Annotated in this window: 6 protein-coding genes; 3 read left to right on the plus strand and 3 right to left on the minus strand. The window is 67.9% G+C overall.

The features are described 5' to 3' along the window. Positions 1–219 precede the first annotated feature (219 nt). Entirely contained in the window at positions 220–450 is a 231-nt protein-coding gene (locus tag H2Q94_RS00465) for an HC3 family zinc finger protein (protein ID WP_243790800.1), read from the plus strand. On the opposite strand, the gene H2Q94_RS00470 is transcribed toward H2Q94_RS00465, so the two are convergent. Then, positions 439–816, minus strand: coding sequence for a hypothetical protein (locus H2Q94_RS00470; protein WP_243790803.1), 378 nt, complete (start codon positions 814–816; stop codon positions 439–441). The two genes, H2Q94_RS00465 and H2Q94_RS00470, sit on opposite strands and share 12 nt — an antisense overlap. Next, entirely contained in the window at positions 813–3,302 is a 2,490-nt protein-coding gene (locus H2Q94_RS00475) for an ATP-binding protein (RefSeq protein WP_243790805.1), read from the minus strand. The genes H2Q94_RS00470 and H2Q94_RS00475 overlap by 4 nt, the downstream gene beginning before the upstream one ends. 269 nt (positions 3,303–3,571) lie before the next feature. Between H2Q94_RS00475 and H2Q94_RS00480 the strand changes: the two genes are divergently transcribed. Both H2Q94_RS00480 and H2Q94_RS00485 read left to right on the plus strand, forming a co-directional pair. Further along, entirely contained in the window at positions 3,572–9,844 is a 6,273-nt protein-coding gene (locus H2Q94_RS00480; RefSeq protein ID WP_243790808.1) for a DEAD/DEAH box helicase, read from the plus strand. After that, on the plus strand, positions 9,844–12,009 hold the full coding sequence (locus tag H2Q94_RS00485) for a 3'-5' exonuclease (RefSeq protein WP_243790810.1): 2,166 nt from the start codon (positions 9,844–9,846) through the stop codon (positions 12,007–12,009). Before H2Q94_RS00480 ends, H2Q94_RS00485 begins: the two co-directional genes overlap by 1 nt. Before the next feature lie 17 nt (positions 12,010–12,026). On the opposite strand, the gene H2Q94_RS00490 is transcribed toward H2Q94_RS00485, so the two are convergent. Next, a complete protein-coding gene (locus tag H2Q94_RS00490; RefSeq protein ID WP_243796028.1) occupies positions 12,027–13,208 on the minus strand; it encodes an arginine deiminase in 1,182 nt (393 codons plus the stop codon). Positions 13,209–13,210 lie beyond the last annotated feature (2 nt).

Genomic DNA, 13,210 nt, shown 5'->3' on the forward strand with positions numbered 1-13,210 from the left:
TCGGTCGAATGCCCAGGTCAGAAATCACGAGCCCACACGATCGAATTACACCTCTAGGTAATTACCTAGCGGTGACCTATGATCGTCTCAGACGGTGACGATAGCCCACTCTGAGTCACTGTCGGCGGCGGCCCCGGAACCGACCCCCTCCCCCACCTGGCCGGGGCCGGGGTCGCCGCTATCCCTTGCTCATCCCGGTGAATTGAGAGGTGATGCGTCGTGCTCGGAGGAAGTTCAGGTCTCGTCGTGTACTGGCGGCCGATGCGCGGCGAGCGGCACGCGTTCAGCCCGGACCGGCCACCTCGGGAAGGTGACGAGCGCAGCGCGTTGTGCGGACTCAGCGACGTACTCGTCGAACCATCCGAAGTGGACTGGCTGGATCCGACTTGCGAGGACTGCGGGCGGCAGGCCAGGAACCTCGTTGACCTGCGGCAGAAACTACGGTCCTGACTCCGGCAGCAGTGCTTCGAGCGCGGTGAGCGTCTCGTGCCACGCGGCCAGTTCGGCGTCGGACGGCGCCACCGACGCCGAACGCGCGTGCAGGAAATCGCTGGTCTGCCGGTAAATCCGCCGCGTCGCCCGCACCACGGTCAACGCCTCCGCGCGGCGCTCCGGCTCGGCGGCCACCGCCACCGCCCACAACCGCACCGGGACGTTGCTCTTCCCGCCGCTGGCGACATGCTCCCGGGGAATGCGCTCCACCACCCGCTCGATCCGGGTGCGCAGCAACAGGACCTGCGACAACTTCGTCAGCAGCGGATCCATTCCGCTCTCCCGCAGCTCCGCCCAGATCCGCGCGAGCTCGCCGCCGCTCACTCGGCTTCGTCCCTCGGCGGCGCGGGCTCACCGGTGAAGTCCGCGCAGAAATCCATGACCTGACGGCACCGGGACTTGGCCTGATCCAGCGACACACCCGTCAGCTCAGGCAGGTTGCCGTGCCCGGCGGCGTTGAGGTTCTTCAAACACCCCGTCCGCTTGAACGCCTGCAACGCCGCGTACTGCGGGCCGTTCACCGGAGCCCGGCCCAACGCCCACTCGATCGACCGGCTCGTCGTGTGGATGGCGTGGAAGTCTTCCCGAGCCGCCGGATCACCCCGCGTCCAGCCGTATGCGACCTCCAGCAGCGCCGCGTCCACCGCCTGGCGGCAGAAACCCAGTGCCAGCAACACCACCGCCTGCTCCGACAACGGGCCAGCGGTCGACTGCCCGTCCCGGGCGGTGCGGGTGTTCGCCGTCAGCAGCTCATCCGCATGACCCACCAGCGCCTGCCACGGATGCGTCACATCGGTGATCGACAACTCGTCGCGCTCGTCGCGCTCCAGCCGCATCGTCGTCGCCGCCGAATGCTCCTCACGCAGGCGCGTCACCACCCGGTCGTCATGGGTGAACACCACGACCTGGCGGCCCTGGCCGGACTGCTCCCGTACCTGCTCGCACAACGCGGCGATCCGCATGTCGTCGAACGCGTGCACCGGATCGTCCAGCACCAGGAAGCCGAACGGCCCCGCCGCGCCCGTGCCGAACAACATCGCCAGCACCAGCGCGTTGAACTGGCCCACCGACAACGAACCCGTCGTGACCTCGCGGCCCGATAAGGCCAACCGCAACGCCGCGCGCTCCGCCGACGCCAACCCGCCGGACAACTCGATGCCGAACCGGTCGAAACCCGCATCCGCGAAAAACGCCCGCATCGGCGGCTCCACCGCGTGCTCCAACGCCCGCACCCGCTCGTCCCGCACCCGCTGATACGTCGACTCCAACTGGGCCAGCGCCCGCCGCCACGAATCCCGCCGCAACGTCGAATACCCGGCGCGCCGGTAGAAACGCAGCAGCGGCGCGCACACCCGGAACCGCTCGTCATGCCAATACGCCGACACGTCGTCCTTCTCGGCCACCAGCCACCGCAGGAACTCCCGCAACCGGTCCACCAGGCCCGGCGCGTCGAGCACCGCGGCCAAGGCGTGCCAGAGCGCGTCCTGATCGCCGCCCAACGGACGCGACGAACGCAACGGCGCCAACGCACGCACGAACTCGGACTCGCCCATCGCCCGAGCGTGCGGCAGCACCTCATCGGCCAAGATCGCCCGCAACTCGGCGAAGTGGTGGCGGACCACCTTGAACTCCTCGTCGATCGCGCGGGAACGGCGCACCGACTCCTCGGCCACCTCGCGCCAGCCCCGCGACGGCGACGAGCACACCGGGCACGCCGCATCGTGGCCACCGCTGGAGGTCATATCCAGCAGATGCCGCACCGCGTCCAGCGCGCCACCGGCGAACGACGAATCCGCCACCGACGTGCACAAACGGCGGTAATCCCGCAACGCCAGCGTCGCGTCGTCCGCCACCTGCGACAACCGGGTGATCAGCTCCGGCTCGACCTGGTTACGCGGAGCCGCCGCCGACCCCTCGGGAAGGCGGCCGTCGGACGGCATGTCCGGGAAGAACCGGGCGAACCATTCCGGCACGGTGGCCACATCCGTGGGCGGTGACAAGGATTCCGGCGGCTCGGTGCCCGGATACTGATCGGCCAGCAGCAGATCCACGTTGTCCAACTCCACGGCCGCCCGCGCCCGCAGCCGCTCCCACTCCGCCGCCGCCTCATCCGCCCGCGCCGACTCCGCGGCCGTGATGGTGTGCAGCTGCGCCCAGAACTCGCCCAAACCCAACGACTGCGTGAAAAAACCGCTCAACCGCCCGGCGTCGCGCAGCTCATGATCCAGCTCCGCGTAGCTGATCACCGGGCGGTGCGCCGACACCGTCTCGCGCCACAAACCGCCCACCGACAACCGCTCCGGCTCGGTAGTGCCCGGAATCGACCACGACGCCGTGCACGACTCCCCGCCCGCATGCGAATCCCAGCGCAGATCCAGGCGGTGGCCGGTGTCGTTCTCCAAACCGACGTCGACCCGAGCGCGTTGGGCGTCCCGATGCACCGGGACCTGCTTGCGTAAGTCCTCCGTCACGAACGACGGGCAGAACCGGGTGCCGCCGTGCAACGTCACCCGCAGCGCATCCGCGACCGTCGACTTCCCGGCACCGTTCGGCGCGTGCACGATCACCACATCCGACGCCGCAGGCAACGCCCACTCCAGCGGGGGAGTGGACGAACCGTTGGCAGCGCCCCGGAAACCGCCGATCCGCACCCGGCGAAGTCGCCAACTCCCCGACGACAAGGCGTCACCCAGATCCGCGTCCTCCACCCGCATGCGAGACCGGCACAACTCCACCGCGGCGTGCAACACCTCGCCTGCGGAATCGTCCGCGTCGGCCAGCAGCTCCTCGCGGATCTCACGCAAGCTCATCGCCCGGCGCACTCGAACACCCCTCGCTCACGCATGATCGACAACGACCATACGGAGAGGGAGCAATCGAAGCCTCCGAATGCCTCAAAATCACTCGCACGGGCTAACTGAATCGACGCGAAAAGCCACGAAACTCGACGATCGAGCGGTACCAATGGGTGTAACGCCGGACCACGGTGCGGGGATATCACGAAGCTCCGCACATCCCGCGACCATGATCAGGTACAACCCCGAACGAGTCGCCGACCGGGAGAGGAACGACCGCGCGCATGCTGCCCTCGATGCTCGCCGAGGAACTGCAAGAACGGCTCACCTCCTACCTCGGCACCACCTTCGCGCTAGCCGAAGACGACGCCCGGCAGAGCCTCACCCGATTCCTCACCGACCCGGCCACCAGCATCTTCCGGGGGCCGTACCTGCGGGTCCGGCTGCCGTTCCGGCGCGCCGACGACACCTGGCGCGAACAGCTCGACTGGGCACCCCGCGAATTCCGGCCGTGGCGGCACCAGGCACTCGCCTTCGAGCGGCTCAGCAGCAAAAATCGGCGCCCCGAACCGACGATCGTCACCACCGGAACCGGGTCGGGCAAAACCGAATCCTTCCTGATCCCCATCCTCGACCACTGCGCGCGCGAACGAGCCGCAGGACGCCGAGGCATCAAAGCGCTCGTGCTCTACCCGATGAACGCGCTCGCCAACGACCAGGCCGGGCGCATCGCCGAACTCATCGACGAACACCGCGACGAACTCGGCGACGTCACAGCCGGGCTCTACACCGGCGACTCCGGGCAGAACCGGCACATGAGCCGGGACCACATCATCGAGAGCCGGGACGCGCTGTGCGCCGACCCGCCGGACATCCTGCTCACCAACTACAAAATGCTCGACCGGCTGCTGCTCGGGAAAGCCGCCCGCGGCCTCTGGGACGACGCCGGAGACGCGCTGCGCTACCTGGTGCTGGACGAATTCCACACCTACGACGGCGCGCAAGGCACCGACGTCGCACTGCTGCTGCGCCGGCTCGGACTCGTACTCGGCATCGGCGACACCGACCGGCCGCTCGGCTCCGTCGCACCAGTGGCGACGTCGGCCACCCTCGGCGACGGCGGACGCACCGAAGAACTCCTCGAATTCGCGAAGACCGTCTTCGGCCGCGACTTCACCATCGACTCCCTGATCAGGGAAGACCGGCTCGGTGGCAGCGAATGGATTAACACCCTGCCGGAACCCGCCGAAGCGCCCGCCGGGCGCATCCCGCTGCTCGCCGAATTCGCCGACGCCGTGCCGGAAGGGCGCGACATCGGCTACGACGACCTGATCGCCGCCAACCTCGACGCGTTCTTCGAAGAGGACTCCGGCCTCGAACCCGCCGATCGGCACGCGCTGGGAGCCGCACTAGCACGGCACCCGCTCACCCAAGCCGTCATCGACGCGACCACCACACCGTGCACCGTCGACGACATCCTGCGCAGCCTCACCACGGTCGCTCCCACCTGGGCGAATTCGCTGGAAACCGAGGACGCCCAGCGGGCGCGCATCGGGCTCGCCGCGTTCATCGCGCTGCTCTCCCACGCCCGCACCGGAACCGAAACCGCCCCCGTTGCGTTGCTGCACGTCGAAACGCAGCTGTGGGTCCGCGAAGTGACCCACCTGGTGCGCACGCTCACCAGCGTGCCCACCTTCCAGTGGTACGACGACCATCCCGGTGCGCACGAAGAACCCGTGCTCTCAGCCGTGTACTGCAGGCACTGCGGCAGAGGAGGCTGGGGCGCCGCGCTCGCCGGCCCCACCGGCGGGCAACTCGACGACCGGATCCCGAACGCCTGGAAGATGTCCGCGGTGCGCAGCGACCGGTTCCGCGTCTACCTGCACGCACCCGGTGAAGCCGACGCCGACGAGAACAGCGTCGCCTGGCTCGACCCGGCCACCCTCGAAGTCCGCGGCACCCGGCACCCCGAGGAATCGATGCTGCCGGTGGTCACGACCCCGGACGGCGACACCAGCGCCGCGCAGAACGGCTCCTGCCCGTCCTGCGGGAAAGACGACGCCATGCGGTTCCTCGGCTCCGGGGTATCGACCCTGGTGTCGGTGGCGCTGAGCCACCTGTTCGGCCACGCCGGAGTGCAACAGGCCGAGAAGAAAACGCTGGTGTTCACCGACAGCGTGCAGGACGCGGCGCACCGAGCCGGATTCGTCGAATCCCGCGCCTACACGTTCAATCTCCGGTCAGCACTCCACCGCGCCATCCCCTCGGAAGGCGGCATCCGGCTCGACCAGATCGACAGCAGGCTCATCGACGTGGTGCGCGGACGGGAAAAACGGGCCGAGCGCTACGCGCTGCTGCCGCCGGAACTGGTGGACCGCAAAGGATTCCACTCGTTCTGGAACGACAACCGGCTGCGCAATACGCGCCACGTCGAAGAACGCATGTCGTTCGCCGCGCACCTCGAATTCGGGCTGAACTCGCGGACCGGCCGGACCCTCGAACTCACCGGCACCATCAGCGTGCACATCGACACCGACAGCGACAGCTGGCTCGTGACCCGCGTCAACCGCGTCATCGACGAGAACCGGCCCGCCACCCTCGACCTGCCCGACGGATTCACCGCGCTGCCGCTGGCGTGGGCTCGCGGAGTGCTCGAACGACTCCGCACCCAAGGAGCCATCCGGCACCAGTTCCTCAACGCCTACGTCAACGAAGGCGGCAACATCTGGCGGCTCACCGGCGGCCGCAACCGGGCAAGCGGGATGCCGGGTTTCCGGCGGCGCGGCCCCGTCCCGCGATTCCCCGTCGACGGCCCCGGCACGGACTACCTCGACAGCATCGTCACGCCGCGCACGTGGTTCACCTGGTGGACGCACCGATGCCTCGGCGTTCCGGATGCAGACGCACCCCGGCTGGTCAAGGCGCTGTTCGAGACCTTCGCCGCCGAAGGCGTCCTCGAAAAGGTCGGTTCGGGAACGGCACGAAACTCCCGGCAATCCGTGGTGTACCAGCTTCCGCCGGACCGGATCCTGCTCGAACGGGTCGACGCGGAACGGCTCGCCGCGGGACACGCGATCCTCCGCTGCGACGTGTGCGCCACCCGAGTACCCGTGCACCCCGACAGCGCTCGGCAACTCACCGACGCCCCCTGCACTCGCAAGCCCTGCCCAGGGCACCTCCGCGTCCACCCGGAAGCCGAGAACTACTACCGCGCGCTGTACGGCAAGGAGAAGATCCGGCGCATCGTCGCCCACGAACACACCGGGCTGCTCAAGCACGACGTCCGCACCACGGTCGAACGCAACTTCAAAAACAGCGAAGAACCCGACGCGCCCAACGTCCTCGCCTGCACGCCCACCCTTGAGCTCGGCATCGACATCGGTGACCTCGGAGTCGTGGCCCTCACCTCGCTGCCCCGCAGCCCCGCCGGATACCTGCAGCGAGTGGGCCGCGCCGGGCGGCGCAGCGGCAACGCGTTCATCGTCGCCGTGCTGCCCGGGCGTGCCGCCGAACTCCACCACTTCAACTCGCCGCTCGACATGATCGCCGGGGACGTCACGTCGCCCGCCTGCTACCTCGACGCGGAAGAAATCCTGCGCAGGCAGTACTTCGCCGCACTCGTCGACCGCAGCGCCGGGCGGCTCGGCAGCAAATGGGGACAACCACGGGACGCGCGGGCCCTGCTGGAGAACGGGCTCGACAACGACGAGCGCTTCCTCAAACGGCTGCTCGACGACGCGCGCAAGAACGCCGCCGTGTACGTCACCGAATTCCTCGCCTCGCTGGGTGATGAGGTCACCGAGCGAACCGCCGCTGAACTGCGCGCCTGGGCAGGTGTCGCCGACGGCGACGACGTTCCCGGCATCGAACGGGCCGTGCAAGACGCCATCGACCGGTGGACGCGGGAACGCGACGAACTTAGCAGCCGCATCGACGAGACGGAGAAAGCGCTCACCGAGCTCAAGCGCAAAGAAGCATTACTCGGTGAAGAAGGGCAGAAGGACCTCAAACGGCTGGCCGGCGAATTCCGGGCCGCCAAGCAGAAACGCAGGAAACTCGTCGACGGCGAAGACTGGTTGGGCAGCCTCGAAGCGCTGGGACTGCTGCCCAACTACACGCTCCTCGACGACGTCACCCGGCTGGACATCGGCCTGTGGTGGATCGACGAGGAAACCCAGCAACCCGACGTCGAAGAATCCCAGTACGAACGGGGCAGCCGCACCGCGCTCGCCGAACTCGCGCCCGGCGCCACCTTCTACGCCAGCAGGCGTGCCGTGCGCGTCGATGCGGTGGACATCGGCGGCACCTACAACAGCACCGTCCAAGGCTGGCGATGCTGCCCATCGTGCGGATGGTCCGGGATGGACGCCGGGCCGATCGCCTGCCCACGCTGCGGCGAGCAGCGGGCCGCCGACACCGGCCAACGCCTCGACATCATCCCGTTCCGGCGGGTCTCCGCGTTCGCCGCACTCGACGAAGCGCGCTTCGGCGACGAGCAGGAGAACCGGATCCGCACCAGATTCGACATCGCCACCAGCGCCGACGTCGACCCGGTGGACATCCGCGACACCTGGGAACTCATCGGATACCCGTTCGGCTCCGAATATTGCCGGAAAATCCGCATCCGGTGGTTCAACCTCGGCCTGCTCGACCGCGGCGGAACGGACCGGCGGATCGCGGGCGCGACGTACTCGGCGCCGCTGTTCACCGTCTGCACTGGATGCGGTGTGGTTCCCGCCGCGCAAGGCAAAGAACGCCACAACGTCCGGCATCGCGGCTGGTGCCCGCAACGGCGGGCGGCCGACCCGGACGGCTGGAAGAACATCGCTTTGATGCACGAACTGCACACCGAGGCGCTGCGGCTGCTCGTACCGCCGACCGTCGTCGCCGACGACAGCCAGCTCGCCTCCTTCACCGCCGCGCTGAAACTCGGGCTCCGCGCCGTGCTCGGCGGCAGCCCCGACCACCTCGACGCATTCGCCTGTTTGGAGAAAACACCGACGGGACGGCGGCAGATGGTGGTGCTGCACGACCTCGTGCCCGGCGGAACCGGTTACCTGACGAAGTTCGCCGCACCCGAGCAGGTCCACGACCTGCTCAACAAAGCCAAAAAACACCTCGAACAATGCCGCTGCGCCGAAATCGGCCAGGTCGCGTGCCACCGCTGCCTGCTCTCCGTCGGGCGATCCGAAGAGGTCGAGCTGCTGCGGCGCGACCGGGCACTAGGGATCATCGACGAGATCCTCGAACACTGGGAACCCCGCCACGGCGGCGAAGGCGTGCGCACCATCACCGCAGGCGGCGACGAGACGCACATCGAACGCCGCTTCCGCGAACAACTCATCCGATGGGCCAAACGCAACAAACTCCTCGATAAGATCAACGCCGGGGCGAAGGGCGATCGAGTCCGGTTCAGTATCGGCGACAGCGGAACGGACCGCACCCGCCACTGGATCGCCGAACCGCAGGTCGGCATCGACGACTTCGTGCGCCCGGACTTCGTGCTCTCCCCGGTCGGACACGTCAGCGCGCGCATCGCCGTGTTCTGCGACAGCGTCCGCTTCCACGCCAGCGCCGAGCACAACAAAGCCGCCGACGACGCGCGCAAACGCGCCGAACTCCGCGAGCGCGGCTACCTCGTCTGGTCCGTGACCCACGAGGACATGGAAGCCTTCGAACGAGTCCTGGAAGGCGGTGATCCAGGGGCGCTGCCGTTCGCGACCAACGCGCAGCACGAGCAGTTCGTGCGCGGCGCCAACGCCACTTCAGGGCTGGGCAGCGTCGCGGCCGCCAAAGTCCGCGGCGACGCGATGAGCCTGCTCACCGACTACCTGCGCCATCCCGAACGGGCGCATTGGCGGGCCGTCGCGCAAGCCTTCAGCGCGGGAATGCTCGTCGCCGGCGGTCGAGGACAGGTGCGTGGGGTGGACGGGGCCGACCTACCCGGCATCGTGCAGCGACACGGTCGAGGGGTGGAGATCAACAGCAGCGGAGCACGGCAGATCGGCTTGACGCACACTGCGCACGGAACTCCGGTCGTGCTGTTGCGCGGCGACCGCCACATCGACGCCGTCGCCGTGCTCGACGACGCGCCCGCCCAGGTCGGCGGGGCCGACCACCTGGCGCAATGGCGGGACTGGCTGGCGATCAGCAACCTGCTGCAGATGCTCGATGACGTGCTGCTTCGATACGCGGCCGTCACCACGACCGGCCGGGTGACCGAAGACGACCTTCCCGGCTACGTTCCGCCGGTCAAGTTCAGCCCGGATTGGCGCGAACTCGACGAAGTCTGCAAACCAGAGCTGCAGCCGCTGTTGGTTCCGCTCGCATCCCATTTCGTGCCGTTGCCCGAGCTCGGTTATGAGCCCAACGACATCGACGTACCCATCGACCTCGCCTGGCCCGACGCCGGGTTGGCCGTCGAATACAAGCCCACTCGCGAGCGGGTCGAGCGATTGCGGGAACTCGGCTGGCACGTCCTCCCGGCCGAACCGGACCAAGTGCCGGAACCTCGCGCGATCATCGAATACCTTGACAGCACAGGAGAGGCGCACTGATGGCGACCGTCGTCATGGCAAAGGAATTCCAGCACAACCTCCAGCTGGACGGTTCGCTGAAGAAGAGCGCTTGGGACCTCGTGCGCAAACTCAGCGCCGACGAAGACCTCGGTGGCCTGCGCCTGAAGAAGCCGAAAGGATGCAAGGACCCTCGGGTGCGCGTCGCCCGCGTCACCGACAACTTCCGCGCCGTGCTGTTCCTCGCAGGCAGCGAGCACGACGTCATCTACCTGGTCGTGGCCATCCAGTCGCACGATGCCGCCTACGAGTACGCGGAAAAGCTGCGGATGCGCATCAACCCCATGAACGGGGTTTTCGAGGTGCTGCGCGATGAGTTGGCGTCCTCGGCGGCCACTCCGGAACCAGTGGTGGACACGAAGGCCGTGGCCGACGACGGCCTGTTGCTGTTGCCGTACTCCGCGCGGGAATTGATCCAGATCGGGATCGCCGAGCACATCGCCGCGCAAGCGGTACTGCTCACCGATGAGGACGAGCTGCAGAAGCTCTGCGAGGACGCCCCTTCCTGGCAGGGCAGCGCACTGCTCGACCTCGCCGTCGGCGGCTCCGGACTCGACGACATCCCCAAGCGGTACGGAGTCGAGAAGCAACGGCTCGACGTCGAACAGCTCGAAAGTCCCGAACGAGTCCGCGAATCCCTGCAGCACGCGGGTTCGCAAATGGACTTCGTCGTGTTCAGCGATGACGAGCACATGCGCCGCATCCTCGAAGGCGACCTGCGGGACTGGCGGGTCTTCCTGCACCCGGACCAGCGCGCCCTGGCCCAGCGTGACGGGTGGAACGGCTCTTTCCGTATCACCGGTGGCGCGGGCACGGGAAAGACCGTCGTCGCGATGCACCGTGCCGTGTACCTCGCGCAGCGCACCGAAGGTGAAGTGCTGGTGACCACCTTCACCCGGAACCTCGCCGACGACCTCCAGCGCCAACTGAACCAACTCGCCGACCCGGACACGATGAGCCGGATCGCCGTGCGCGGCATCGACAAACTCGCGCGGGACATCGCGATCCGAGCCGATGCCCACGTCGCGCACGCCCTGCGAGACATCGACGAGCGCAAGTACTGGATGGACGCGCTGGACCAAGCGGGAATCGAAGGAGAAGACCGCGAGGTGCTCACCCCGGAATTCTTGCAACGGGAATACCGGCACATCGTTCTCAGTGGTGAGATCGCCACTCGCGAGGACTACTTCAACGTTGTTCGCCGCGGTCGTAAGGTCCGGCTGAACCGGGTGCAGCGGGCGCGAGTATGGCGGGTCGTCGAGAAATTCGACGAGCAGCTGAAAATGGAGGACAAAACCACCTTCAGTCGAATCATCGCCGAAGCCGCGCGAGCCGTCGAGCAGGGCGCCACGCAGGACACCGACCGGTTTCAGCACGTCATCGTGGATGAGGCTCAGGACCTGAGTCCCGCGCATTGGCGCTTGCTGCGTGGTCTTGTCCCCGTTCAGCCGAACGATCTGTTCATCTGCGAGGACGGGCATCAGCGGATCTACGGCGAACGCGTGGTGCTCAGCCGGTACAACATTCGTACCCAAGGGCGATCTCGCAAACTGACCATGAACTACCGGACCACTCGGCAGGTTCTGAACCTCGCGATGAAGGTGCTCGGCGGGGAGAAGTTCATGGACTTGGACGAAGAGATCGATACCGTGGAGAACTATCGTTCACTGCTCGGCGGCCCCGAACCCGTCATTCAGGACTTCCGCAGCGCGGCCGACGAGCACAAGTACGTCATCAAAACGATCACGGACTGGCGGGAGGATAAGAAGGATCCCGCATCGCCGGGGGACATCGCGATTCTCGCCAGGACCGCGCAGAACAGGGACCGATTCCTTCGCGCCCTGCACGACGCCGGAATCCCGGCCACCGTCGTCGGCGATGGCCAAGACCGGCCCGGCCAGTCCGATGCCGTGCAACTGGCCACGATGCACCGGGCCAAGGGGATCGAATACCTGCGGGTGTTCGTTGTCGGTGCAAGCGATCAGGAGCTGCCGCCGCACTACCTGTTCAACGGCGTTGATCTGGAAGAGCAGGCAGAGGTCCGGCAGCGCGAACGCTGCCTGTTCTATGTCTCCTGCACTCGGGCACGTGACCGGCTCGTCGTGACGTACACGGGGCAGCCGACCGAGTTCCTGCCCATCGCTTGACTAGGGACTCGACGTGACTACAGCGCTTCGCGGACGATGGGGCAGGACATGCAGCGGGGGCCGCCGCGGCCGGAGCCGAGTTCGGAGCCGCTGATGCGCACGACCTCGATGCCCGCGGCTTCCAGGCGGGAGTTCGTCTCCACGTTGCGTTCGTAGGCGACGACGACGCCTGGGGCCAGGGCGAGGGTGTTGTTGCCGTCCTCCCACTGCTCGCGCTCCGCCGTGACCGGGTCCAGGCCGGTGTCGATGACGCGCAGCCGGTCGATGCCCATCGCGTGCGCGGCCGACTCCAGGAACGGCGCCGGGCCGGAGACGTCCACGCCGCCGTCCTTCGGGCGCAGCGAGTACGCGGTCAGCGAGTGCTGGATCGCCGGGTACATCACCATGGCGTCCTCGGCGACCATCGTGCACACCGTGTCCAGGTGCATCGACGCGCGCTGCTGGGTGATCGGCACCGCGAGCACCGTGTGCGCGAGGTCGTCGGCGAACATCGAGCGGGCGAAGGACTCCGCGCCCGCCGGAGTGGTGCGCTCGCCGACGCCGATCGCGGCGACACCGGGTGCGAGCAGCAGCACGTCGCCGCCCTCGACGGGCGCGGAGTGCGCGCCGTACGCGCGGGCGGACCGGGAGAAGCGCGGGTGGTAGGCGTAGATCAGGTCGGTGATCGCGGACTCGCGGCGGCGCGCGGGCATCGCCAGCGCGGTGACCGCGACGCGATCGCCCACCCACACCGAGGAATCGCGGGTGAACAGCAGGTTCGGCAGCGGGGTCAGCGCGAAATCGTGCGGCAGGTGCATCCGGCGCACCAGCGAATCGCCTTCGGAGGCGGGCAGCTCCTCGAACGTCATGCCCGCGATCAGCGCCTCCGCCAGCGTCGTCTCGTCCACTGTGGACAAGTGGGAGCGGAGCGAGTCGGCGATGTCGGTGCCGATCTCGCGCTCGTCCACCGCGCTGAGCACCGCCGCCGCTCGCGCCCGGGGATCGCTCAGCGTCTCGATCAGCAGCTCGTGCAGCAGCACCACGTCGACGCCGCGGGAGCGCAGCACCTCGGCGAACGCGTCGTGCTCGGCCTGCGCGCGATCCACCCACGGGATCGCGTCGAACAGCAGCTGATCGCTGTTGCGCGGGGTGAGGCGCTTGAGCTCGTTGCCCGGCCGGTGCAGCAGGACGGTGCGCAGCGGCCCCACCTCGTTGCGCACGT

It is taken from the genome of Saccharopolyspora gloriosae, assembly GCF_022828475.1.
In the GTDB taxonomy this organism is placed as follows: domain Bacteria; phylum Actinomycetota; class Actinomycetes; order Mycobacteriales; family Pseudonocardiaceae; genus Saccharopolyspora_C; species Saccharopolyspora_C gloriosae_A.

Coding starts and splice junctions, on each gene's coding strand:
- H2Q94_RS00475 (WP_243790805.1), bottom strand. CDS start 3,302: ATGAGCTTGCGTGAGATCCGCGAGGAGCTGCTGGCCGACGCGGACGAT.
- H2Q94_RS00480 (WP_243790808.1), top strand. CDS start 3,572: ATGCTGCCCTCGATGCTCGCCGAGGAACTGCAAGAACGGCTCACCTCC.
- H2Q94_RS00485 (WP_243790810.1), top strand. CDS start 9,844: ATGGCGACCGTCGTCATGGCAAAGGAATTCCAGCACAACCTCCAGCTG.